Genomic DNA, 23,522 nt, shown 5'->3' with positions numbered 1-23,522 from the left:
ACGACATTCGCCGGCCGCCATCGACATCGCACCGGCGACCAACCCGGCGACGCCGGCCACCAGAACGTTGACGCCGTTGCATTGGCCGCCGCCACGCCAACGATCAGGCTGGCCCTCCGCGCCGCGCTTCACATAGATGCCTGCAAGTTCCTGTCGCTCAGAGTCTGGCTGCGTTCATCATTACCGCCAAGCACGGCCGCGCGCAGCGGTGGCGATACGAGATGGTTTTCACTGTGCAGGCGGCTCATCGCATCACGGCGCGCGCCGTCCAGCGGGTCGCAGCATCCTGACGAGGACGTCCGATTTCACAAAGAAATGCTGCCATAGCGCCGCCACGGCATGGAGCCCGACGACAATGATGATCACTGGCTTGGCGAGTTCGTGTATCTCACCCATCGCTCGAATGTTGAAGTACCATGCTAGCGCTCCGGTAATCGGCATCCCGAAAATGAACAGGTAGAGAAGGAAATGGGCGGCAGCGGCGAGACGCTTTAACAATGCGCTTTCTTCCGATGGTGCAGCCGGCACACCAACCATAAGTCGGACCGCAAACCGCCAGATCGCCAGCACCAGGACCGCCAAACCGACATACACATGAATATTCGCGTTGAAGATATCGCCAGCTGCCGGCTCGGTGCCGCGTGAGAACGCCCGGTAAGCCGGCTTGATGTCCTCACCGAGGATGAGCTGTAGGACGATCAACGCCGCAATCACCCAATGCAGCAGAATCTGGGTTGCGGTGTATCCGGCCGTCTCATTGGCAACAGTCATGGCAGCTACCTCCTTGAGAGAGCCCTCTTAGCTCGGGCTTTATGCGAATATCTTGATCTATGACAAATCGACTTGATGTCGTCCATGACGTTGACGGGTCGCAGCCCGCTGACAGCCAGTTGTCAGCTTGGCCGTGGGATATTGCATCCGAAGCGGACCAGACGGGTCACCCTTCAAGATTCAACGTGGAAGCACATTCCGATGAAACAGATTGCCTTGTCACTTTTCGTGATCGCCGCCTCGGGCGCTTATGTCTGGGATCAGGCCGGCAAGGATCCGGCAAACGATATGCTTGGCGAAGCGCTGCCGGCCGATGCAGCAGATGTGCCTTCCGAGCAGCCAAAAGAGCCCGCATCCGCTGCGGCTTTGCCGATGCTTCGCACCTCCCCGGCGCCCCTCGATCCCCAATTCAGAACAAGGTTCCCGATTGCCCGGGAAACGACAGCGGGCATAGCAGTTCCCGCCGAACGACCAAATGATCCAGTCAAGCAGACAGTGCCGGTCGCACCACAACCGTCGCGAACGCCACTGGCGCAGCCAGTGGCTCCGGCTGCCTCCGATCCAGCGCCATCGGTACCTTCATTCGCCGTAACTCCTGCCGTCTACATACCTGTCCCACAGCCGCGGCCGGCATATCCGGATGCGCCAGCACATGTCGTCCGGGTCGGCATGAAGCTCGCCGCACACGGCTATGCCGACGGCGTCTACACCGGCCCCACGGCCGATGCCTACTACGGCATCATCCAGATTCAGGCCCTCGTACAAGGCGGGCAGCTTACGGCGCTGAAAGTGCTGAAATATCCATCCGACCGCCGCACCTCCATCAGCATCAACAGGCAAGCGCTGCCCATGCTGCGCGACGAAGCGATCAGCGTCCAAAGCGCCAATGTCGACATCATTTCGGGCGCGACGCTAACCAGCAGGGCTTTCATCCAGTCGCTGCGTGGCGCGCTGAAGAAAGCGTCGTCATAGCATCATGCGCGACACGCGAATTTTGATGGGCATGCCCATCACGGTCGACATCGGTGGCGCGTCGACCGGTGAACTGATCGACACGGTCTTTGGCTATTTTGAACATGTCGACAGGCGCTTCAGCACGTACCGGGCCGACAGCGAGATCGCGGCCATCAACCGCGGCGACGTTCCGGTCGTCGACTGGAGCGGCGAGATGATGGAAGTGCTGGCCATTGCCAGACAGACAAAAGACGAGACGGACGGATACTTCGATATTCGCAAGCCCGACGGGTCGCTCGATCCTTCCGGCATCGTCAAGGGCTGGGCCATTCGCAATGCCGCGAGGATTGTTCAACGGGCCGGCATCAGCGATTTCTTCATCGAGGCGGGTGGCGATATCCAGTCCAGCGGCAAGAATGCATCGGGCCAGGACTGGAGCGTCGGCATCCGCAATCCGTTCAATGCGAACGAGATCGTAAAGGTCGTCTATCCCCGCGGCCGCGGCGTCGCGACCTCCGGCACCTATGTCCGAGGCCAGCACATCTACAACCCGCATGGATTTGGCAGTCCGATCCAGGACATCATCAGTTTGACCGTCATCGGCGCGGATGTGCTTGAAGCCGATCGTTTCGCCACCGCGGCGTTCGCCATGGGGCGGGACGGCATTCTCTTCATCGAGCAGACGCCTGGCCTGGAGGGCTATCTCGTCGACGCCAATGGCCGCGCCACGCCGACAACCGGGTTCGGAGCCCTTTGCCTGCCATGATCAAGACCATCGACCGATTTCTGGATCACCTGACCATGTACAGGCTGATCCTCTACTATCTGATGGCGCTGGTCGGCGCGGCGTTCGTGTTCGGCTTCGTCAGGCTCGTGCCACATGATCCGATTGCGCTCGCCTTCACGACGGCTTTGGCGTTGGCCGCCTGCTGGATCACCAACAGGATTTTTGCATATGTCTTCGCGGTCCCGGCCAACAATGAATCCGTCTACATCACCGCATTCATCCTGGCGCTCATCCTCGATCCGGTAGCGGTCACGGACATCAAAGGGATTGCGGCGGTGGCATTCGCATCCGTCTGGGCGATATCATCCAAGTTCATTCTCGCCATCGGCCGGAAGCACCTTTTCAATCCGGCTGCGCTGGGCGTGGCGGTGTCCGCGCTGCTGCTCGACCAACCCGCCACCTGGTGGGTCGGCGGCAATTTGCCGTTGCTTCCTCTCGTGCTCGTCGGTGGCATGCTCATTGTCCGCAAACTGCGCCGGCTTGATCTTGTCTCGACCTTTGTTGTCGTGGCGCTGGCGACCATTTTGGCAACCACGGACCCGTCGCAGTACCGGACCGCACTAGCGGAGACACTCGGTTCGTCGCCTCTGCTGTTCTTTGCCTTTGTGATGCTGACCGAGCCGCTGACCGCGCCGACGATGCGTTGGCCGCGTATCGCCTTTGCCGCCATCGTCGGCTTTCTGTTTGCTCCCAACATCCATATCGGCTCGTTCTATTTCACGCCGGAACTGGCGCTGCTTGCCGGCAACCTGTTTGCCTATGCGGCAGGCCCCAAGGGACGCTTCGTGCTGACTCTTGAGCGCATTGAGCAATCGGCTGTCGACAGCTTTGACTTCGTCTTCCGGTCGCCGCGCAAACTCGCCTTTGAGCCCGGCCAGTATCTCGAATGGACGCTTGGCCTCGATCGTGCCGACAATCGCGGCAACCGCCGCTATTTCACGGTGGCCTCTGCGCCGACGGAGGAAACGATCCGTCTCGGCGTCAAGTTTTATCCACAATCAAGTGCCTTCAAGCGCGAATTGATGACCATGAGGCCGGGCAGCACGATCCACGCCGCGCAACTGGCCGGCAACTTCACGCTGCCCGCCCGGCATGAAACCAAGATCGCTTTCCTGGCCGGAGGCATCGGCATCACGCCGTTCCGCTCGATGCTGCAATATCTCCTCGACCGCAAGGAGCGGCGGCCGATCGTCGTCCTCTACGGAACCGAAGGCCAGCAGGATATTGCCTATCGCGACGTGCTTGGCGCGGCCAGGCAGGAACTTGGCATCAAGACGGTCCACGCCGTGGCGCGCGGTGGCGAGCGCGGGCAGTATCCCGGTCACATCGACGAGCGCCTAATACGTTTGGCCATACCTGACTATCTCGAACGCACATTCTATATTTCCGGCCCGCAGGCGATGGTCAAGGCGCTGCGTCAGAAACTGCTGGCCATGGGCGTGCGCCGCTCGAAGATAAGGGTCGACTACTTCCCAGGTTTTGCTTGAAGCAGGGTCAATTGTGTCGTGGCAAGGAAATGGTCACGACCAGGCCCGGGTCGGCGTTGGTCATGGCAAGACACCCGCCGTAGGCTTCGACGATGTCGGAAACGATGGCCAGGCCGAGGCCGTTGCTGCCGCCCTTGCTGTCGAGCTGAACGCCACGTGACAAGGCGGATTGGCGATCCGCATTCGGTATGCCGGGTCCGTCGTCGGCGACAGTGATGGTCACCTTGCCAGCGGCGGCGGATGCATCGACCTGCACTGACGATTTTGCGTAGCGCGCCGCGTTCTCGACCAGATTGCCGAGGATTTCCGACAGGTCACCCTCATCGATCGGCGCTGTGAGATCCTCCGGGACAGTCATCTTGAATGAAAGCTGCTTGCCGCTTGGCGTCCGTTTGACGACGGCAATGACCCCAGCCGCGACTTCCGACACGAGGCAGGATGCCTTGCCGGAGATGCCGGGCGCGAGGCGGGCGCGCGCGAGCTCCCGCTCGACATGGCGCCGGATCGCTGCGGCGCTCTTCTCGATCTCGTCGGCCAAGTCCGTCTCGCCCTTCTTTCTCAACGCACGAATGTCGGCCGACAGCACTTGCAGCGGCGTCTTGAGGCCATGTGCCAGATCGGTGGCACGCGAGCGGGCTCGGGCAAGGGCCTTTTCCTGGGCATTGAGAAGACGATTGATTTCGTCCGCGAGCGGCTGCACCTCGCTTGGTGCCGCCACATCGAGCCGTGTCGTTCGTTGTGCGATCACGTTTCTGACGGCGACCCGCAAGGTCTCCAGCGGTGCAAGGCCGATGGTGATCTGGATGAAAAACGCGGCCATAAGAACTGCAGCGAGCATCAAGAGAGCCGGAGCAAGGTCGCGAACATATTCGCTTACAGATAGCTCAACGGTTCGATGATCTTCCGCCACGATGGCGCGAAACGACCGGCCTCCGGCATCGATGATCGTACGCTCGACTGCAATGCTGAGTTCTCCGCCCGGGCCCGTGAACTCCTCGACCGTTCGCAGCCCACCACTTGCGCTCTGGGCAGGCAGGAGCAGCTTGGCGTCCCACAATGATCGCGAACGCTCGAGGCTGCCGGTGGTGATGTCCTCCACCTGCCAATAGTAACCGGAGAGTGGGTTGGCAAACCGCGGATCGGTCAGCACTGGGGTCACGACAAGTCGGCCATCGCCGGCGAAAGCCGTTGCGCCGATCAGTTCGTTGAGGTCGACCGTCAACTCGCCCACCACGCGCCGCTCGACGTGGAGTTCGAACAGATAACGCAAGCCCGCGCCGGCGATGCCGAGCGCGACAAGAATCGAGATTGTCGCAGCCAACCACAACCGGAAGCGGATCGAGTTGGCCATCAAGCGGGATCATCGGGCATCAGATACCCGAACCCACGTCGCGTTTCGATGACATCGCTGCCGAGTTTCCGTCGCAACCTCGCTACAATGACCTCAATCGCATTCGGATCGCGATCGTTGCCTGAATCGTACAAATGTTCGGCCAATTCGGTCGGCGCCACCACCCGCCCGGCGTGATGCATCAGAAATGCCAGGAGCCGGTATTCCAGCGGCGACAGGGAAACGGGGATGCCGCGTAGCGAAATGCGCATCTGGCGTGTGTCCAAGAGCAGCGGCCCTGACCTCAACACGGGTGCCGCCTGCCCGGCCGAGCGGCGCAGGATGGCGCGCAACCGAGCGAGCAGTTCTTCCATTTCAAAAGGCTTGGGAAGATAGTCGTCAGCGCCGGAATTGATGCCGTCGACACGTTCGGTCCACATGCCTCTTGCGGTCAGGATGAGAACCGGAAACCTGCGCTCATTGGCCCGCCAGCGCTTCAAGACCGTAAGACCATCGAGCTTGGGCAATCCGAGATCCAGAATCGCGGCGTCGTAATTCTCGACATCGCCTGCGAACCAGGCAGCTTCACCATCCCTTACGATATCGACCGCCATTCCGGATGCCTTGAGGGCGGTCGCGATATCGGCAGCGATACGGGGCTCGTCTTCGGCGAGGAGGATCTTCATCAGTCACCCTCCCCATCGCGCATGATGACACCGGCGCCGGCGTCGACGTCGACGGTCTTTCGCCTGCCATCGGCACCCAAGACCTGGAACCGGTAGACCCATCTGTCGGCCTCGCGGATGAGATCGACCGCAATAACATCGCCGGGAGCTTTGGCGCGGACAAGGTCCAGTATGTCGGCAAGGCCCTTGATTTCGCCGTGCTCGTACAAATCCCGCGCCCGGTCATGGTCGCCGTCATCGTCCTCGTCGGCACGGGCAACGAGAGGCATTGCCAGGATAAGTCCAGCGAGACCCAGCACCGCCAAACGCTTCCATTGTCTTCTCATCGGCAAGGCATGTCGCACGTTGCAGCTTTCAATTTGCTGTCAGTTATCCTCAGCCCACGGCAAGCAAAGGGTCCATACCAGGGCATCATCGCGTCCAATCATGGCCGCGCCGAGAAGGATACCAGACCATGCGCAATTCCATGCTTGTCCTTGCAGCACTTGCAAGCCTCACGATCTTTGCCCTGCCCGCGGCCGCTGAATTGGACGAAGGATCATGTGGGGCGTCATCGTCTGTTGTCCCATCCGGCCCGATCGATCTGCAGGCCATCCCGATGCAGGACGCCTCCACTCCGAAAGCGATTAAGGGTGGCGACGATGAGTGTGACGACCGGCAAGGCGATGAGGCGGACGAAAACGACTAGGTCTTCCCTTCGCTGTGCGTGGCGGGCCAAGGCTCGCTGCAAGGCTGGCAATTATCCAAAGTCCCTTACCAATCCCTGGAGCATTTCATGGTCCCCATTCAACACATCCACCCCATTCTTGTTCATTTTCCCATTGTTCTGATCTACACGCTTGCGGCTATCGACCTTGTAGCGCTGGCTGGTGGCAACGCCGTCACGAGAAAATCGGGCGCCGGCACGATTTCCACGTTTGTGGCCCTGGCTGCCGGCGTGTTCGCCCTTGGAACCTGGTTCTTCGGCGGTCTTGCCCTGGATCACGCCGAAGCGGCCGGCTTCAGCAGCGATATCGCGGAAATCCACGAAAGCCTGGGAGGTATCACTGCTTTTGCCTTCCTGATCTGGGGATTTGTGAGGCTTGCGCTTTGGATTCGGAACCGCGAGTTCCGGGCTGTGACGATCGCCATTCCTCTGATTGAAATTGGCGGAGCGGTGCTGGTCACCACGACTGCCTATTATGGTGGTCTGCTTGTCTACGAACTTGGCGTGAATGTCGCCAAGACCGCGATCTCTGGTTGACGGGCACAGGCCCGTCATTCGCGACCCCACACATGGACCATTTGTCTCGATGGCAAAATGATGCAGATCAAGGCGCTTTATACATGTGACTCCTAAGAAGCCGGAGGTTTGGAAAACTCCGGAGAACGAAGATGCAAGCCGCAGCCATAATGAGCAAGCCGGTCGTCGGCATAGACCCGTCCGCATCGATCGCCGAGGCGGCCGGGTTGATGCTCGCCAAAAAGGTGAGTGGCCTCCCCGTCATTCGCAGCGACGGCAGGCTGGTCGGGATCCTCAGCGAGGGCGATTTCCTGCGACGAGGAGAACTGGGCACGGAACACAAGCGCTCGCGCTGGCTGGAGTTTCTCGTCAGCCCCGGGAAGGCCGCCGACCAATATGTCCGGGCCAATGGCCGACGGGTTGAGGAGGTGATGTCGCAAGATGTCGTGACGGCATCCCCAGCGGCATCGCTCGGGAAAATCGTCGAGCTCATGACGCGTCACCATGTCAAACGCATTCCGGTCATCGACGGCGGGAAAGTCGTTGGCATCGTCACCCGCTCTGATCTTCTGCGGGCATTGCTCGGCATTCTTCCGGATGGTGCCGCCACGGTCATCGACGACGAACAGATTCGGCAGAACATCATAACCGAGCTTGCGGCGCAGAAATGGGCCGGCAACGACTTGATCAACGTGACGGTGGACAGTGGCATCGTGAAACTGAGCGGCGCCATCTTCGACGAACGCGAGCGCCAGGCAGCGATAGTCGCCGCCGAAAACGTCGCCGGCGTCAATGCTGTCAAGGACAATCTCTTCTGCGCCGATCCCGTGTCGGTGGTCCTTGTTTCGTAGCGGAGCTGACATTGACCCGTGGCGAGGCACACCATTGCCTCTCTGTGTTGCTAGTCCTCGCCCAAGGCTTCGCCGCGCTCAAGGTGCGACCAGGGGATCAATGGTCGATGGCGTAACAGGGCAAAGGCAATAAGCGCCGCGCCCGCAACTTTTTCTGCCAGTGTTTTGCCTCCGCGTAAGCGCCCGTCGAATGCAACACCTTATCAACTGCAAAACGTGGGTTGCGTTGACTCTCGTCAGAACACGCACAGCACGACATGGTCCAGGCCGAGGACTCGAACGGCTAGCGTTGGCCAGCCGCATGCTGCAGTCGAGCGATCAAGTCGCTATTGCGGCAATAGTCTGGCGGGTTGTCGGCTTGCTGGTGTTCGTTGAGCCAGACCGAGCATTCATCCTGATGCCCACAGGAACGGCAGCGGTCCACCGCCCGGCCGGTGACGGCCTCATGGTCGGCTACGACCTTCAATTGTCTGTCGACGCCGAGCTTCTGCATCATGCGACCCATCAAAGCGGTTCTGGCGTCGACTGAAATCACGTAATCGAGAAAGGTCATGGTGATCACTCCTGCCTATTGCTGATCATTGGCATGTTGGCAGCAGGCGGCGTTGATCTCGATCAACAGGCGATCAGCTGACAAGCCCTTGAGGGCTAAACCGACGCGACGAGGCGGTCGAGAAAAGGCCGTTGACCGACCACCAGCTTGTCCCTGGCCAGTGTTCAATCCAGCCATTCACCACGATCGATCTTGGCAAACGACTGTACCCGATCGCTGCGTGGCGGCCGTTCCATCTCAAACAGGTTGCTGCGCAACGTCGCGGTATCGAAGTCGCCTTCGAACGCGAATGCAGGGATGAGTTTGCCTCCTCGCTGGCGCAATTGACCCAGAGTGAGCAGGGTTCCCTTGGGCTCCCAGTCTCTCTCTTCCGTGAACTCACGTCGTGCCGCTGCCTCGGGCAGCTCGCTTTCGTCATACTCGCCTTTGGCAATCGACAAGGCGCCAAGATCGCGCCTTTGCCACAACGGGCCTCCAGGATGGACAAGCAGCACCTGCAGACCCTTGTCAGATCCTCGATAGGGCAGAATTCCTGCGCTTCTTTTCGCCGTCGCTTCAAGCGTCCGCACGGCCCTATGATCTCGGACAGGCTGCACGAGGCTTGGCTACTCTTTCAATCGAATGCTCCCTCTTCCGGTGCGAGTTGCGGTTCTCTTGTCCGAAAAACCAGCGCTTGGTCGCCTCAGAGGCGAGTAAATAGAGCGCGGTAATCACGACAAGCACGGCAAGCACGGGCAGAGGCAAGGGCACGAAGCCGAACCAGGCTGCAAACGGCAGATAGGGGATCATGATCGCGATAATCCCGACGGCCAATGTAAACCAGGCAAGCAACGGGCTCGGACGGCTCGCCCAGAAAACCCTGTGCGTGCGCACAATGAGCACAATGGCAAGCTCCGTCAGCAACGACTCGACGAACCACGCGGTCTGGAATGCGGCCTCCGTGGCGTGCGCAAAAAACAGAAGGAATGCGAAGGTCGCGACGTCGAAGAGCGAACTGACGAGGCCAAAGCTGATCATGAACCGCCGCACAAAACGGATATCCCAGTGGCGAGGCCGGCGCAGTTGGTCGGGATCGACGTTGTCGCTTGCAATGGCGAGTGAAGGAACGTCGGAAAGGAAGTTATTGAGCAGGATCTGCTTGGCCAGTAGCGGCAGGAAAGGCAGGAACATCGAGGCAACGGCCATGCTGATCATATTGCCGAAATTGGCGCTGGTGGTGATGGAAATGTACTTCATCGTGTTCGCGAAGGTCTTGCGACCATCGTCGACGCCGCGCACAAGCACGCCTAGATCCTGTTTGAGTAGGATGATATCGGCCGCTTCGCGCGCAACATCGACAGCGCTGTCGACCGAGATGCCTATGTCGGCCTCATGAAGGGCAGGCGCATCATTGATACCGTCGCCAAGGTAGCCTACGACATGGCCCCTGCTCCGCAAAGCGTGAACGATGCGCTCCTTCTGGTTGGGGTCGATCTCGACGAAGAGGTCGGTGTGCTGCACGCCTGCGAAGAGGGCGCTCTTCGTCAATTTCGAAAGCTCCTCGCCGGTCATAATCCTGTCGGCGTGCAAGCCGATCGTCTGGGCGAGATGTGCGGCAACGTAACGGTTGTCGCCAGAAATGACCTTTACGGCGATACCACGCTGGGCGAGTTCGGCGAGCGTCTCCTTGACGCCTTTCTTTGGCGGGTCGAGGAAAAGCAGGAAGCCCGCGAAGGCGAGATCGATCTCGTCTTTCCTGCTGAACGGTTTTGCGCTCTCAAACCGACGGATTGCCAGGCCCAGAACGCGGTAGCCGTCCGCACTCCAGCGCCGGAATTTTTCGTCGATTGCAGCACGGTGCATTTCATTGAGAGGTTCCAGCCCCTTCGCCGTTCGCACAAAGCCGCAGGTTTCGAGGATATTTTTTACGGCGCCTTTGGTAATCAGAAGATCTTCGGCGTCATTGGTCCGCACTACAACGGAAAGCCGCTTGCGAATGAAATCATAGGGGATTTCGTCGACCTTGGAGAAGGCGGCCAACGATCCGCCCTCGCCCGGAGCGGTTGCGATCGCTTCGTCCAGCGGGTTCTTCAGTCCGGTCTGCAGGGTCGCGTTGAGACGTGCCCAGAGCAGAACATCGGTTGACGGACTGCCATCGACATCGAGCCATCCATCCAGGTGGATGACGCCTTCCGTCAGCGTCCCCGTCTTGTCAGTGCACAGCAGATCCATGCTGCCCAGGTTCTCGATGGCATCGAGACGGCGCACGATGACGCCATTGGCGGCCATGGCGCGGGCACCACGAGCAAGGGTCACGCTGATAATAGCCGGGAGAAGCTCCGGCGTGAGGCCCACCGCCAGTGCCAGCGAAAACAGCAGCGAGTCAATCAGCGGTCGGTGCAGCAGCAGATTGGCGAAGAACACCACGATGACGATCGCCAGCATGATCTCGGTCATCAGATAGCCGAACAGCCGGATGCCCCGGCCAAACCCTGTTTCGGGAATTTGTCGCTCCAGGGCCGCGGCGATCGACGCGAATTCCGTGCGGGTCCCGGTTGCTGCTGCAAGCACGGTTGCGGTGCCGCTACGGACGGATGTGCCCATAAAGACCGCGTTGGTGCGCAGTGTGAGCGCGGCATTCGGCGCGGATCGTCCCGGGGTCTTCACGGCGGGGAAGGTCTCGCCGGTCAGCACGGCCTCGCTGACGTTGAAATCGCGCGCGTCCAGAATGACACCGTCGGCAGGGATGAGGTTTCCTGCCGAAAGCCGGATTACGTCACCCGGCACGATGTCTTCGGCGGCGACCGAGCACTCGACACCATCACGCAACACGATAGCCTTTCGCGAAGTACGCTGTTTCAGTGCTTCGGTTGCCCGCGAGGCACCGTACTCCTGGGTGAAGCTCAGGACGCAGCTTGCCAACACGATCGCGCTGATGATCGCAGCCTCCTGGCCCTCCCCCACGAAAGCGGACACGCCGGCCGCGAAAATCAGGATCAGGACCAGCGGGCTGCGGAACTGGCGGGCAAACACTGCCAGGGCCGATGCGCTGGACGTCGACGCCGGTGTGTTTCGGCCGAATTTTGCCAGCCGCGATGCGGCATCGGAGGCGGCAAGCCCCGATGGCGACGTCTTGAGGCTCCGCAGGAGGTCATCGGTCTCGATCGACCAATAAGCGGCGCCGTCCGGCGGCACGGATTGCTGGTCAGCTTCGCTTGTCATCAATACGACATGAAGCGGCTTATGCCGCTCTCTTCGATGAGCGTGCGGGTGACACCGCCAAAAGCCCATTCCCGCAAGCGGCTATGGCCGTATGCGCCAGAGACGATCAGATCCGCATGGATGGAGCGTGCGAAAGTCAGCAGCCTGTCGCCATCAGCCTCGCCGGCGATCAGCTCGGTTTGCGCCTTGATGCCATGGTGTTCGAGAAAAACCGCGACATCGGTGAGGCTGTCACGAATGCTCTCGTCACGACTGGTGTCAATTGTGGCGACGACGACCTCGTTCGCCTTGCCCAGGAAAGGCAGTGCATCGGCTATCGCCCGCCGTGCCTCCCGTGTGTCCTTCCAGGCAACCAGCATGGTTTTCGCGCGGATATGCTCGATATTGCTGGCAGTGACCAAGACTGGCCGCCCCGTCCCGAGTGCAAGGCTGCCGATATCCACGGCGCGAAAGACATTGTCGCCATCAACGCCGCCGGTGACGATGAGATCGGCCGCGGCCGCTTCTGCACTGAGCAGGCGGGTCGGACTGCAGACCGCTTGCTCCCATTCGGTTGTGATCGAAGCTGGGACAAGCGACTCGAACACGTCACGTAATTCTGCGAGCCGCTTTTCGATCTCCGTTCGCTGGATCTGCATGACCTCGCCTTCGTAGACCATACCGTCGCCAGTCGCGACCAAAGGCGGAACATCCGCAGCCGCCAGGCCGATCAGATGCGCTCCAAATCGTTCGGCAAGTTCGATCCCCACCCTCACTATGGGTTCAGGAGCGGCATCGATGGCGAGGTTCACGATGATTGACTTGTAGGACATTGCGGGTGCCTTTCGCGGAAATGGGGCAATTCTCGATGATTGCAGGCGCCAGCGCCCGATGCCTTGACGCGCGTCAAGAGACCGCCAATTGCGGCTGCCAACGGCATATCGTCTGAAAGCGTCATTTCAATCTGTTTTGCGTGTTCTGCGAGAAGTGATAGTTAGCCCAGGTAGCACCGTCTCAACCCGAGGAATTTCACGTGATCAAAGACGAAGCGCTCAGTCTGTCGCCCGCTGGGACGACACTGAAAGCCCTCTTGTCGCGGATGTTCGATCAGGCTCCGGGCTTTATCGCGCTCCTGCGCGAGCCGGGTCATATTTTCGAATTGACCAACGCCGCCTATCAGCGATTGATCGGCAACAGGCAGGTCATTGGAAAGTCAATCCGGGATGCCTTTCCCGAGCTCGAAGAACTTGAGTTTTTCGAACATCTGGACCAGGTCTACACGACCGGCGAGCCCTACAGGGGCGCCGGCGTGAAGGTTGGCCTTCGCAACCAAGCCGACGGACCGGTCGAAGAGCGCATCCTCGATTTTGTCTATCAGCCGGTCAAGGCTGACGATGGCCGTATCACCGCGATCTTCATTGAAGGCACGGATGTCAGCGAACTCTCCTTTGCAAACGCAGCACTTCGGCTGCGTGAGGACCATCTGCGATCGATCCTTGCCACGGTGCCGGATGCAATGGTCGTCATCGACGAACAGGGCGGAATTCAATCCTTCAGCACTGCGGCCGAAACGCTGTTTGGCTATCAATCAGGTGAAGTCATCGGTCAAAACGTGAAAATGCTGATGCCCCCGCCCTACCGCGACGAGCATGATGCCTATCTGCTTCGCTACCTGACGACGGGAGAGCGCCGGATTATTGGGCTCGGCCGCACCGTCACCGGGATGCGCAAGGATGGTTCGACCTTCCCGATGGAGCTTTCCGTCGGCGAAATGAATCCTGGAACCGGACGCTTCTTTACCGGGTTCTGCCGCGACCTGACCGAGCGCCATCGCGCAGAAGCACGAATTCAGGAGCAGCAGCAGGAGCTCCTCCACATGGCGCGGTTTACAGCACTTGGCGAAATGGCTTCGACGCTTGCTCATGAGATCAACCAACCCCTAACAGCCATCACGAACTACCTGAAGGGCAGTCGTCGGCTGCTCGAGAAGAGTACGGAAGAGAACGCGCCCATACTGCGGGATGCTGTGGAAAAGGCGGCTGAGCAGGCGCTGCGGGCAGGCGACGTCATACGTCATCTGAGGGATTTTGTTGCAAGGGGCGAAAGCGAGCGTCAGGTCGAACGACTGCCGGCGCTGATCGAGGAAGCTTCGTCCCTGGCCCTGGTTGGCGCTAGGGAGATAAATGTCCTCGTCAGCTATAAGCTTGACCCTGCCGCCGAACTGGTCTTGACCGACCGCATCCAGATTCAGCAGGTTCTGCTCAACCTCATGCGCAACGCGGTAGAGGCCATGCAGGATGCGCCGCGCCGCGAATTGAAAGTCACGACCGTTGCCAAGAACGATGGTATGGCCGAGGTAAGCGTCATCGACACCGGCGCGGGTCTGGCACCGGAGGTTTCCGCACAACTTTTCCAGCCATTCGTAACCACGAAAAAGCAGGGCATGGGCGTCGGCCTTTCCATCTGCCGCACCATCGTCGAGTCACATGGCGGTCACATATGGGCCGATGCAATGCCGGCCGGCGGTACCGCCTTTCGGTTTACGTTGCGCATCGTCGAGAAAGATGAGGTCACCAATGGCCACTAGCGATCTGGTGCACGTGGTCGACGACGACGTGGACGTCCGCAAGTCCCTTGGATTTCTGTTGGGCACGGCAGACTTTGCCGTGCGCCTGCATGAATCGGCCACAGCCTTTCTAGCGACCGCGACGGGCAAGCTCGACGGTTGCATCGTCACCGACGTGCGCATGCCGGGGATCGACGGCATAGAATTCCTGCGGCAGCTCCGAACCCGCGGACATTCGCTTCCGGTCATTGTCATGACGGGCCATGCCGATGTGGCACTCGCCGTCCAGGCGATGAAGGAAGGCGCTGCCGATTTCATCGAAAAGCCCTTCGACGACGAGGTGCTGATCGAAGCGATCCGCTCCGCACTGGCCAACCGCAACCAGGCGAATGCAGCGCATCCGCGGTCCGCAGATATCCGCGGGCGCCTGTCAACCTTGTCAGAGCGGGAACGGCAGGTGCTGGATGGACTTGTTGCGGGCCTGCCGAACAAGACGATTGCCTACGATCTGGGGATCAGCCCGCGCACGGTCGAAATCCACCGGGCCAATGTCATGAGCAAAATGGGTGCGGGCAGCCTGTCCCATCTCGTGCGCATGGCGCTGATCTTGGAATCCCGACCCTAGGGAGAACCTTCGAGAGGGTTGCCAGTGCTGGCCTGAACCTTCTCCTCTTCCCACTCGCGCCAGTGGGTCGGACGGATGTCGACACGGGCGCCGGTGACGGCATTTTTCCAACCTTCGCGGCTCTTTATGCAGGGAAATACCAGCGCATGCGCCCCCTCCTCGTCGAAGACGGCGAGTTTGAGATGGCGACCATAAGGTGCGCTTTGGATAGAGTTCCACATCATCTTAGCTTTGACGAAGACAGCGCGACGCGCTTTGACCTGGATCATTTTCAAGAATTGCTGAACGCTTGTCCGCAACACGGCACTTGCCTTTGATCGTGATCAAGGATGCTCCCGGTGCGCAGCCTATCATTCCTGGTCAAAGGAGAATTGCGATGCAATACATCAAAGTCGACGAAGCGCTATGGGCGTCCAGCATGCTGCCCGAGGGCATCCTGGCACGTTGGTTCATTGCCAGCGGCGACACAATCAAGGCCGGCGAGCGAATAGCCGAAGTTCGCGTCGAAGACGCGCTTCACGAGATTGTCGCGCCGGCAGATGGCCGCGCGACGATTGTCGCCACAGCAAATGCCGTCATTGAACCTGGCTCTATCCTGGCAACGCTGGACTTCCAATCGGCGTGAGGCATTCGAGGCGCATCATCAGACCCACAACAAGGCTGGCACCGTGGACGGCAAGCGTGCCTGGAGAACGGGGCTTCCTACTACGATGTCGTCAACGCCCTGCAGCTGGCAGGGAATGGCTGATTGTGGGACCAGGATCGGCAAGGATGAACTGGCCAAGCATATCCGCGACCACCATTCTCACCTGAAGGATCGCATTGTCGGCGTTGAACCTGCGGATCATCCTACGCAGGCCCAGATCGTGGCGCATGCGCGGACGTTCTTCCGGGCCGCTGACCGGATGTTGCCCTAGCTCAGTCTGGAGTGGCTCTGATGGCGCCGCAATCGGCACGCTCGGCCGACTGCTGCGACTGCGGCCTCGATCACGGTTGCTGCAAACTGCTGATATAAGCAATTATTTCCTCGATCTGGTCAGGACTCGCAACCCACTCGGGCATGTCCGGGTGGCCGGTCGAAATGCCCTCCGCGAGGGCTTCCTCGAGGTCCGTGATTGGGTAGCGTTTCGACAAGGTGCGAAATGCTGGCGCGTCGGGATGGCTGCTTTTGTCAGTTTTTCCAATGGCGTGGCAGCGAGCGCAATTGAAATCAACCAGTGCCTGACCGCGTTCTGTTAAGCTGTTGGCCTGTGCAGGCAGCACGGAACCAAGGAACACCGCCGCAAGTGCCCAAACTGATCGACGCCGCCAGCGAAGCCCATTACCCATATAGCCGCTCATGGTTGCAGACGCCTTCCAATTACGCGACTGTCTTTGCCAGTACATCCTCGATGCTGGTTCTGGCTTCCTTGCGCAAACACTTTGCCGTCTCCGAGGCGAGTTTGGAGGTCAGCGCCGCGAGCTTGCCGGCTTCGGTGGTGTATTGCAATGTCGCATTCTGCAGGAAAGTCGAGACAATGTCGAACGCGTCGTTGAATTCGAAACCAGCGACGAGATCGTGGGCCAGCTTGGCATCCTGCTCGTAACGGTTTTTGAGAAACGCGAGCGTTTCGATCTGATAGCGCATCACCGCCTGAAAAGCGTGCGCCTGAAGAGACGCTGCAGCGAGGACGACCTTCTGACTGTTTTCCGCCATCGGCAACTGTTGCATGCCGCATTGCGACGGTTCGGGATGAGTCTGCATGATCGCTACTCCATGTGAGGCGGCGCAAACAAAAGTCTGCGCCCACAACGCTAGCCCCTTTCGTCGCCGGGTCATTGATCCGGATCAACCGACGTATGACCTTTGCCGGAATGTGCGAGCAATCGAGCGGCACCGGTCTCTTTGAAGCGTTTTGACACGCATCAAGGTCGCTGCCCTTCCTTCGTGCTGTTTCGCTTCAACGCAAAAAGGTTGCAGCGATGGCTTTCAAGACGATCATGGTTCAACTGGACGTGGACACCATCGCCACGCCACGCATCTCCATGGCTTGGGATCTTGCCCAGCGGCATGATGCCGATCTGGTCGGGTTCTGTGCGGCCGAGCCGCATTTTGTCATGCCCACCGGTACCGACGACCAGGCCGCGACCAAGGCGTTGTGGTGTCAAGTGGAGGCGATAGAAGCCCGCCTCAACTGCTTGAGAGAGGACTTCCTGAGCACTGTCAACGGCAGCAATCGTGCCTCTTGGCGCGGAGAGATAGGAAATCCCACTCGCCAGCTTATACTCAATGCGCGTGCCGCCGACCTGATCCTCACTGGCTCGCCGGCGGTTGACCTGATCGTCGACCATCATCGTATGCTGGATCCGGCAAGTCTCATTCTTGCAGCCGGCCGCCCGATCATTGTGGCGTCGCAAACCCTTGCCCCGATCAAGGCCGAAAGCATCCTGATAGCATGGAACGACACGCGGGAAGCGCGCCGCGCCGTCGTCGACGCCATGCCCTTCCTGATCACGGCGCGGGATGTCGTGATCGCCACAGTGAACCATGGAAGCCCCGACAATGTGGCGGACGTCGAGATGTTCCTGGCGCGCCACGGGGTGAAGGCGCGATCGGAAGTTCTGGATGCTCGCTGCTCCGAGCCGGCGGAACTGCTCCTCAAGATGGGTCGGGAGATTACGGCCGATCTGATCGTAATGGGTGGCTTCGGTCACAGCCGCCTCCGGGAAATGGCCCTTGGCGGCGTGACGCGTTCTGTACTGCGCAGCGGATCATTGCACCGCTTCATCTCGAACTGAGCAAAAATGACATATCAGGCTCCTGGTGTTGACACGAATCAACGTAAGCCTCTTCCGCAAACAGTTAGGCTAACGTCGCCCAGTTGAGCGTGGCTGATGACGTGCGGGCGCAAGACACCGCAGGAAAACGCGGGCGTGCAGAGCACGTGGAGAGCAATTGTCATGCAGGCGGTAACAATGGGGAAGGGGCCGGTCCTTACGCCAAATAGATGAAACCAAGCTGCGGGGGCGGCGCGGCGGAACAAGCGATTGCCCAACAGGCAAGGAATTCAGGACATGAACTGCTAGCGGTTCTTCGAGGAAGTGATCGACCAGGTCCATCCAGAGCGTGGCTATCGCGTCTTCGCCGACCTCGAACGCATAGGGCAAGTTTCCGCGCGCTATCTGGCACTCCAATGGCCGCGCCGAGGAAATCACGGTCTGGTGCTCCAACGACTATCTCGGCATGGTCCAGCATCCCGATGTTATCGCCGCGTGCAGAATGCGGCCGGCAAGATGGGATCGGGCGCCGGCGGCAGCCGCAACAGTTCCGGCATAGCAACCATCGCGCATCTGGAAAGCCTGCTGCAGGCGGCGGGCCCGCGAACGCGCCAAGCTGATCGTCTTCGAAAGCGTCTATTCGATGGATGGCGACATCGCGCCGATCAGAGAGATCGTCGAGCTCGCCGAGCGCTACAACGCCATGGCCCAGATCGACGAGGTCCATGCCGTCGGCATGTGCGGACCGCGCAGCGGCGGCATCACCAACGCGAAGGCCTGGCTGATCGCATCGACGTCATCAAAGGCACGCTGACCAAGGCGTTCGCCACGCTCGGGGCCACATCACCTGCACAAGTGCTGCCATCGACGCCGTGCGGTGCGGCTCTTCGAGTTGATAGCTGCCGCGCTGAAAAATGAAGCGGGACAGCGCATTTTTGACCGATTTGATCCGGCTCAATGCTCAAAATTTTTCGATGACCAAGAATGAAGTTCAAACTTCAAGGAGCATCGCCATGGGTCATATTTCACACACGTCCTTCGCTGACTTCACGCACGCTGGCCAGCAGGCGCAGCAGTGGGTCAAGGAGCTTGCTAAGGATCTTTGCTGGAGCGAACCGAGCGCGTGTCGCCTCCTGCGATCCGTTCTGCACACGGTGCGGGACTGGTTGTCGCCAGCGGAAATGGCCGATCTTTCGGCGCAACTGCCTGTTTTGGTCCGCGGCATCTATTTCGAAGGCTGGAACCCCTCGGTGTCTGCGCGCGAGCGTACGAAGCGCGACTTTGTTCTCAGCGTCAGAAACAGTTTCGGCTATGATGAGGAGATCGATTTCGATGTCGCGATCAACGCGGTGTTCAAGCTTCTCGACAGGCACGTCTCGCATGGCGAGATCGTGCAGGTCAGAAACTCGATGAAGAAGTCGCTGCGAAAACTGTGGCCGGTGGATTGACCGATGTTCCGCGACCGGGAAGACGCTGGAGTGAAGCTTGGCCTGGAGCTGAGCAGGCTGCAATTGCATCAGCCTGTCGTGCTGGCATTGCCGCGTGGCGGTGTGCCCGTCGCGGTCGAAGTGGCCAAAGCTCTTAACGCTCCTCTTGACCTGCTTATTGTCCGCAAGGTGGGCGCGCCCGGCAATGCCGAGCTGGCTGTTGCCGCAATCGTCGATGGTGATCCTGGAGAGATCGTGTTGAACCGTGAGATTGTCGAAACCTATGCGCTCGACGAAGACGCGCTACGTGTCTTGATTGCAAATGAACGTCCCGAACTGGAACGTCAGCGCGTTGTCTATCGAGGGAAGAACAAACCGATGTCGATCGCCGGAAAGACCGCGATCATCGTTGATGACGGTGCCACGACCGGCACGACCATGAAAATCGCGATCCACGCACTCAAGCGTCGGTCACCCAGGGAAATCATTGTGGCTGTTCCTGTTTCACCGCAGGAGACAGTAGCCGACCTGGCACGGGAAGCTGATCGTGTGGTTTGCATTAGTCAGCCAGGACAGTTCCGTGCCCTGAGCTACCATTACTTGCGGTTTCCGCAGCTGTCGGACAGCGAGGTCGTCTCTGCGATGGACGAGGCTGCTCGATCGCACACGGCTGGGCAACACCGAACTGGGCGGCACGCCGTCAGCGCCAGTTCAACGACCGCCACGAAATCAATGACACGCAACAACAAAGAGAAATAGGAGATCACGTCATGCTGGTCCGCACGCTTTCTGCCTTGGAATGCACGAAAATGCTGACGGCCAACCGGGTTGGCCGCCTGGCGTGCGCGAAGGACGGACAGCCTTATGTCGTGCCCTTTTACTACGCTCATGCCGACAATCATCTCTATGCCTTTTCAATGCCGGGCAAGAAGATCGAATGGATGCGAGCCAATCCTCTGGTGTGCGTCCAGGTCGACGAACACGGCCAAGGTCGAGGATGGAGAAGCGTCGTTGTTGATGGCCGATACGAAGAACTGCCTGACCGGATCGGCCACAAACTCGAACGAGATCATGCCTGGTCGGTCTTGAGCAAGCACTCCGACTGGTGGGAACCTGGCGCGCTCAAGCCCGTCGTTCCACCCACAGGCGACAGTGCACCGCACGTTTTCTTTCGGATTCTCATCGAGCAAGTGTCCGGACGAGAAGCAAGCGAGTAGTCGCCCCGTCAAGTTTTGCCAGAAACAAAAAGGGCCGGCGCGATCTGCACCGGCCCTTTTTCCTTACCGTTGAAATTGCTATCGCGCCATCAAGACCGGCAGCGATTGACCCGCAAGCATCGACTTGGTGACCCCGCCGAAAATTCGCTCGCGCAACCGGGAATGACCGTAGGCCCCCATCACCATCAACTCTGCACCAACATCGCCGGCATGCTGGCGAAGCACATCGGCAACCGAATGATTCGCGCTCGGCAGCCGGTCGACCGTAACCTTCACGCCGTGCCGCGCCAGATAGGCTGCGGCATCTGCACCCGGCTCTTCGCCATGATGGAACTCATTTTCGATGGGATCGACGATGACAAGGCGCACTTCTTCGGCGCCTTTCAGCATATCGAGCGACTCGCGGACAGCGCGCGATGACTCGAGACGGGCATCCCATGCTACGAGGATGCGTTTCGGCTTTAGCGTCGGGCGCGAGCCCTTGGGAACGAGCAGTATGGGTTTTCCCGATGAGAACAGCGTGCCCTCGATGACCTTGTCCTTCAGCGTATGGCTTGCCAGCAGATCTGGTCCGAGAATGGTCAGATCCGCGTAGCGGGCACGCCTTCCGATGACGTCGTCCGCCCATCCCGTGTCGGGATAGTCGTCGCTCAGATCAGCCGATACGGCGGTCTGGGACAGAAAGCCGGCGACATCCGAAATTCGTTTCTCGAGCCTTTTCAGCTCGGCCTGACGTTCTTCCAGCCACGCTGGTGAGACGACGGCAGCATACTCGCCTCCTGAGGGCGGTGCGGCCAGTTCGAGAACGAGCACGGAAAGATGGGCACCGATCTGTTCGCACAACGAGGCGGCTAGCTTTAGATCGCCCTCACCCTGGTTGGGCCCGGTAACGGTAAGCAGTGTTCTGAAAGTCACGGCGGCAACTCCTGATTTCGATTGAAGGGTCAGTCGTGGTTTCAGTCATTAATGAGGGCGCTCGATGCGTTCATTGCGCTGAATCAAACACCGCGACCGCAGCGGCATTTGATCCGCATCAACGCACTGCCAAACCCAGCCTGTTAGGTTTCAACTGATCAAATGGGTAAACACAGATGAGATTCCTGATCATGGCGGCGCTGGCAGGATTGGCCATTAACGCGGCCGGCGCCCAGGAACTCGGCGACGGCAAGGGCGAATACACGAACTCATGCGCCGTCTGCCATGGTCCCGAAGGCAAGGGCGATGGACCATTGGGCGAAGAGCTGTTGAAGCGGCCGAGCGACCTGACACGCCTCTCCAGGCGCAATGGCGGCGAATTCCCCTACTGGCGCGTTTATGCCGTGATCGACGGTCGCGCGGTGGTGCCGGCGCATGGCGAGCGCGACATGCCAGTGTGGGGCAGCCAGTTCCTGCCTGCCGACGTGAAGAAATATGGCCCAAACGCAGGCGAAATCGTCACCAGGGAACGCATCCATGAGTTGGCAGGTTATGTCCAGACATTGCAGCAATGAGCGCAGATCGCGGAAACGAATTTCGCAAGACAGCCTGGGAAGGCCGGCCATGATCGTCGACGACCAGCAAGCCGCTGCCGCGTTTCTGCGCGATCCGGCTTCCTATGGCGCCTCCGGGCCGGTCGAGGCGATCGAGACCCACATTTCGCGTATCTTCCTGGTTGGCCAGCGCGCCTATAAGATGAAACGCGCGGTCAAGCTGCCCTATGTCGATTTCTCGACGCCAGCCCTAAGGCTGGCCGCCTGCGAGAAAGAGGTAGAACTCAACTCGAAAACCGCTCCCGGCCTCTATCTGAGGGTGCATCGCATCATGCGGGGAGCCGACGACAAATTGGCTTTTGGCGGCACCGGCCAAATGCTCGACGCGGCGATCGAGATGATCCGCTTCGACCAGTCGAAGCTTCTCGATCGAATGGCAACTGCGGGACAATTGACGCCGGCGCTGATGACCGCCGTCGCACGGATGATTGTAGGATATCATCGCGCAGCGCCCGAGGTCCACAATGGCACCGGCTCGTTCAATTTGATGGGCGTGCTCGACATCAACGAGGCCGGCTTTGGCACCAGCCATGTTTTTACGAAACGGGAGATCGAGACCTTTGCCGGGGCCTTCCGCACCGCACTTGCCCGGCATTCCGGATTGCTAGACCGCCGGGAAGCCGCAGGCAAGATCCGCCGCTGCCATGGCGATCTGCACCTGCGCAACATCTGCCTTTTCGATGGCGAGCCCCGCCTCTTCGATTGCATCGAATTCAATGACCAGATCGCCAGCATCGATGTCCTCTATGACCTTGCCTTCTTGTTGATGGACCTTTGGCATCGCGGTTTTCCGCAGCTCGCCAATCTTGTGATGAACCGCTATCTCGATGAGGCCGACGACGAGGACGGGTTCGTCCTTCTGCCCTTTTTCATGGCGGTGCGGTCTGCTGTGCGCGCCCATGTCACCGCAACGCAGGTCGAGGAAGGCAGCGCCGACAGCGACACGCTGATTGCGGAGGCGAGATCCTATTTCGAACTGGCCGTGAGATTTCTCCAGGAGACAGAACCGCGGCTCGTTGCCATCGGCGGCCTCAGCGGTTCCGGCAAGACGACCATTGCCGAGGCGCTCGCTGCCTATGTCGGAGCGCCGCCCGGCGCACGCATTGTCGAAAGCGACCGCATCCGCAAGGCTATGCACGGTGTGCCGGCCGAGACCAGGCTGCCGGACAAAGCCTATCGGCCAGAAGTCTCCGACCGCGTCTACCGGGAAATGGCATGGCGGGCCGGCCTGATCCTTGCGGAGGGTGGATCGGTTGTCGCCGATGCCGTGTTTGACAGACCAGCCGATCGTGACCGTATCGAAAAGGCGGCAAGTTCCAGGGGCGTCGCATGCTCCAGATTCTGGCTGGACGCGGCTCCGCCTGTTCTTTGGCAACGTGTCACTGAGCGCCAGATTGGCCCTTCCGACGCCACCATAGATATCCTCTCGCGACAGTTGCAGCGAAATGCCACTCAATCCACCTGGCGCAAGGTCGACGCTGATCGGAAGCCTGCCGATATCGTCGCGGAGTTGAGAAGGTTTTCCGATGGCGATGCCTCCGAAACCCTGCGCACAGCCTCCTGACCGGCAAGGTGATCCA

Annotated in this window: 27 protein-coding genes and 3 pseudogenes; 16 read left to right on the top strand and 14 right to left on the bottom strand. The window is 59.9% G+C overall.

Features of this window, described 5'->3' with window-relative positions:
- Positions 1–6: 6 nt before the first annotated feature.
- Positions 7–248 (bottom strand): annotated as a pseudogene (locus EOA19_RS36120) (VIT1/CCC1 transporter family protein); the annotation flags it as partial.
- 4 nt (positions 249–252) lie between these two features.
- Positions 253–771: a cytochrome b/b6 domain-containing protein gene (locus tag EOA19_RS27770; protein ID WP_128305411.1), complete on the bottom strand. Its 519-nt coding sequence runs from the start codon at positions 769–771 to the stop codon at positions 253–255.
- 669 nt (positions 772–1,440) lie between these two features.
- Between EOA19_RS27770 and EOA19_RS36115 the strand changes: the two genes are divergently transcribed.
- The 3 genes from EOA19_RS36115 to EOA19_RS27755 are packed head-to-tail and all read left to right on the top strand — an operon-like array spanning position 1,441 to position 3,999.
- Positions 1,441–1,743, top strand: coding sequence for an FMN-binding protein (locus EOA19_RS36115; protein WP_245486352.1), 303 nt, complete (start codon positions 1,441–1,443; stop codon positions 1,741–1,743).
- A gap of 25 nt (positions 1,744–1,768) precedes the next feature.
- On the top strand, positions 1,769–2,491 hold the full coding sequence (locus tag EOA19_RS27760) for an FAD:protein FMN transferase (protein ID WP_245486350.1): 723 nt from the start codon (positions 1,769–1,771) through the stop codon (positions 2,489–2,491).
- Positions 2,488–3,999, top strand: coding sequence for an RnfABCDGE type electron transport complex subunit D (locus tag EOA19_RS27755; protein WP_128305409.1), 1,512 nt, complete (start codon positions 2,488–2,490; stop codon positions 3,997–3,999). The genes EOA19_RS27760 and EOA19_RS27755 overlap by 4 nt, the downstream gene beginning before the upstream one ends.
- Positions 4,000–4,006: 7 nt before the next feature.
- Here the strand turns inward: EOA19_RS27755 and EOA19_RS27750 are convergent, their stop codons facing one another.
- Genes EOA19_RS27750 through EOA19_RS27740 form a run of 3 tightly spaced genes read right to left on the bottom strand, consistent with a single transcriptional unit; the run spans position 4,007 to position 6,284 of the window.
- Positions 4,007–5,350 (bottom strand): HAMP domain-containing sensor histidine kinase, encoded by a 1,344-nt coding sequence (locus EOA19_RS27750; protein ID WP_128305408.1) that lies wholly within the window; start codon positions 5,348–5,350, stop codon positions 4,007–4,009.
- The gene (locus EOA19_RS27745; protein ID WP_127293727.1) at positions 5,350–6,015 is read right to left on the bottom strand and encodes a response regulator transcription factor; all 666 of its coding nucleotides are present in this window, start codon (positions 6,013–6,015) and stop codon (positions 5,350–5,352) included. Before EOA19_RS27745 ends, EOA19_RS27750 begins: the two co-directional genes overlap by 1 nt.
- Positions 6,015–6,284, bottom strand: coding sequence for a PepSY domain-containing protein (locus EOA19_RS27740; RefSeq protein ID WP_245486349.1), 270 nt, complete (start codon positions 6,282–6,284; stop codon positions 6,015–6,017). Before EOA19_RS27740 ends, EOA19_RS27745 begins: the two co-directional genes overlap by 1 nt.
- Positions 6,285–6,469: 185 nt before the next feature.
- Here EOA19_RS27740 and EOA19_RS27735 point away from each other — a divergent pair, with 185 nt between their 5' ends.
- The 3 genes from EOA19_RS27735 to EOA19_RS27725 all read left to right on the top strand — a co-directional run bounded on the left by EOA19_RS27735 (position 6,470) and on the right by EOA19_RS27725 (position 8,088).
- Complete coding sequence (locus EOA19_RS27735) at positions 6,470–6,703, top strand: hypothetical protein (RefSeq protein WP_128305407.1); 234 nt, start codon at positions 6,470–6,472, stop codon at positions 6,701–6,703.
- Between the two features lie 87 nt (positions 6,704–6,790).
- Complete coding sequence (locus tag EOA19_RS27730; RefSeq protein WP_127293733.1) at positions 6,791–7,258, top strand: DUF2231 domain-containing protein; 468 nt, start codon at positions 6,791–6,793, stop codon at positions 7,256–7,258.
- A gap of 131 nt (positions 7,259–7,389) precedes the next feature.
- Positions 7,390–8,088 carry a CBS domain-containing protein gene (locus tag EOA19_RS27725; RefSeq protein WP_128305406.1) on the top strand — a complete coding sequence of 233 codons (699 nt, stop codon included), beginning with the start codon at positions 7,390–7,392 and terminating at the stop codon, positions 8,086–8,088.
- Between the two features lie 283 nt (positions 8,089–8,371).
- Here the strand turns inward: EOA19_RS27725 and EOA19_RS27720 are convergent, their stop codons facing one another.
- The 4 genes and pseudogenes from EOA19_RS27720 to EOA19_RS27705 form a co-directional block, all read right to left on the bottom strand.
- Positions 8,372–8,641: a DUF6455 family protein gene (locus EOA19_RS27720; protein WP_127293737.1), complete on the bottom strand. Its 270-nt coding sequence runs from the start codon at positions 8,639–8,641 to the stop codon at positions 8,372–8,374.
- 95 nt (positions 8,642–8,736) lie between these two features.
- A pseudogene (locus EOA19_RS27715) lies at positions 8,737–9,210 on the bottom strand (NUDIX domain-containing protein).
- Positions 9,211–9,214: 4 nt separating this feature from the next.
- Positions 9,215–11,911 (bottom strand): magnesium-translocating P-type ATPase, encoded by a 2,697-nt coding sequence (gene mgtA / locus EOA19_RS27710; RefSeq protein ID WP_245486348.1) that lies wholly within the window; start codon positions 11,909–11,911, stop codon positions 9,215–9,217.
- Entirely contained in the window at positions 11,842–12,654 is an 813-nt protein-coding gene (locus EOA19_RS27705; RefSeq protein ID WP_128305405.1) for a universal stress protein, read from the bottom strand. Before EOA19_RS27705 ends, mgtA begins: the two co-directional genes overlap by 70 nt.
- A gap of 200 nt (positions 12,655–12,854) precedes the next feature.
- Here EOA19_RS27705 and EOA19_RS27700 point away from each other — a divergent pair, with 200 nt between their 5' ends.
- Both EOA19_RS27700 and fixJ read left to right on the top strand, forming a co-directional pair.
- Positions 12,855–14,408, top strand: a complete 1,554-nt coding sequence (locus tag EOA19_RS27700; protein ID WP_128305404.1) for a PAS domain S-box protein — start codon at positions 12,855–12,857, stop codon at positions 14,406–14,408.
- Positions 14,398–15,012: a response regulator FixJ gene (fixJ, locus tag EOA19_RS27695; RefSeq protein WP_127293745.1), complete on the top strand. Its 615-nt coding sequence runs from the start codon at positions 14,398–14,400 to the stop codon at positions 15,010–15,012. Before EOA19_RS27700 ends, fixJ begins: the two co-directional genes overlap by 11 nt.
- On the opposite strand, the gene EOA19_RS27690 is transcribed toward fixJ, so the two are convergent.
- Positions 15,009–15,281, bottom strand: a complete 273-nt coding sequence (locus EOA19_RS27690) for a hypothetical protein (RefSeq protein ID WP_348629856.1) — start codon at positions 15,279–15,281, stop codon at positions 15,009–15,011. The genes fixJ and EOA19_RS27690 overlap by 4 nt on opposite strands.
- Positions 15,282–15,331: 50 nt before the next feature.
- Between EOA19_RS27690 and EOA19_RS27685 the strand changes: the two genes are divergently transcribed.
- A complete protein-coding gene (locus EOA19_RS27685) occupies positions 15,332–15,637 on the top strand; it encodes a lipoyl domain-containing protein (RefSeq protein ID WP_245486360.1) in 306 nt (101 codons plus the stop codon).
- Between the two features lie 91 nt (positions 15,638–15,728).
- On the opposite strand, the gene EOA19_RS35435 is transcribed toward EOA19_RS27685, so the two are convergent.
- The 3 genes from EOA19_RS35435 to EOA19_RS27675 form a co-directional block, all read right to left on the bottom strand.
- Positions 15,729–15,887 carry a hypothetical protein gene (locus tag EOA19_RS35435; RefSeq protein ID WP_164893058.1) on the bottom strand — a complete coding sequence of 53 codons (159 nt, stop codon included), beginning with the start codon at positions 15,885–15,887 and terminating at the stop codon, positions 15,729–15,731.
- Between the two features lie 112 nt (positions 15,888–15,999).
- On the bottom strand, positions 16,000–16,353 hold the full coding sequence (locus tag EOA19_RS27680; protein WP_128305403.1) for a cytochrome c: 354 nt from the start codon (positions 16,351–16,353) through the stop codon (positions 16,000–16,002).
- A gap of 19 nt (positions 16,354–16,372) precedes the next feature.
- On the bottom strand, positions 16,373–16,804 hold the full coding sequence (locus EOA19_RS27675; RefSeq protein ID WP_245486347.1) for a phasin family protein: 432 nt from the start codon (positions 16,802–16,804) through the stop codon (positions 16,373–16,375).
- 170 nt (positions 16,805–16,974) lie between these two features.
- Between EOA19_RS27675 and EOA19_RS27670 the strand changes: the two genes are divergently transcribed.
- The 5 genes and pseudogenes from EOA19_RS27670 to EOA19_RS27650 all read left to right on the top strand — a co-directional run bounded on the left by EOA19_RS27670 (position 16,975) and on the right by EOA19_RS27650 (position 20,413).
- A complete protein-coding gene (locus EOA19_RS27670; RefSeq protein ID WP_128305402.1) occupies positions 16,975–17,790 on the top strand; it encodes a universal stress protein in 816 nt (271 codons plus the stop codon).
- Between the two features lie 303 nt (positions 17,791–18,093).
- Positions 18,094–18,594 (top strand): annotated as a pseudogene (locus tag EOA19_RS27665) (aminotransferase class I/II-fold pyridoxal phosphate-dependent enzyme); the annotation flags it as partial.
- Between the two features lie 89 nt (positions 18,595–18,683).
- Entirely contained in the window at positions 18,684–19,217 is a 534-nt protein-coding gene (locus tag EOA19_RS27660; protein ID WP_245486346.1) for a DUF2267 domain-containing protein, read from the top strand.
- Positions 19,218–19,220: 3 nt separating this feature from the next.
- Positions 19,221–19,955, top strand: coding sequence for a phosphoribosyltransferase (locus EOA19_RS27655; RefSeq protein ID WP_128305401.1), 735 nt, complete (start codon positions 19,221–19,223; stop codon positions 19,953–19,955).
- An 11-nt stretch (positions 19,956–19,966) separates the two neighbouring features.
- Complete coding sequence (locus tag EOA19_RS27650) at positions 19,967–20,413, top strand: pyridoxamine 5'-phosphate oxidase family protein (RefSeq protein ID WP_128305400.1); 447 nt, start codon at positions 19,967–19,969, stop codon at positions 20,411–20,413.
- A 78-nt stretch (positions 20,414–20,491) separates the two neighbouring features.
- Here the strand turns inward: EOA19_RS27650 and EOA19_RS27645 are convergent, their stop codons facing one another.
- On the bottom strand, positions 20,492–21,328 hold the full coding sequence (locus EOA19_RS27645) for a universal stress protein (protein ID WP_128305399.1): 837 nt from the start codon (positions 21,326–21,328) through the stop codon (positions 20,492–20,494).
- A 176-nt stretch (positions 21,329–21,504) separates the two neighbouring features.
- Here EOA19_RS27645 and EOA19_RS27640 point away from each other — a divergent pair, with 176 nt between their 5' ends.
- Both EOA19_RS27640 and EOA19_RS27635 read left to right on the top strand, forming a co-directional pair.
- Positions 21,505–21,903 (top strand): c-type cytochrome, encoded by a 399-nt coding sequence (locus EOA19_RS27640; protein ID WP_128305398.1) that lies wholly within the window; start codon positions 21,505–21,507, stop codon positions 21,901–21,903.
- A 49-nt stretch (positions 21,904–21,952) separates the two neighbouring features.
- Entirely contained in the window at positions 21,953–23,506 is a 1,554-nt protein-coding gene (locus tag EOA19_RS27635) for a bifunctional aminoglycoside phosphotransferase/ATP-binding protein (protein WP_128305397.1), read from the top strand.
- Positions 23,507–23,522: the final 16 nt, after the last annotated feature.

This window comes from Mesorhizobium sp. M7A.F.Ca.US.010.02.1.1, assembly GCF_004023085.1.
In the GTDB taxonomy this organism is placed as follows: domain Bacteria; phylum Pseudomonadota; class Alphaproteobacteria; order Rhizobiales; family Rhizobiaceae; genus Mesorhizobium.
This window is presented reverse-complemented; position numbering and strand designations above follow the sequence as displayed.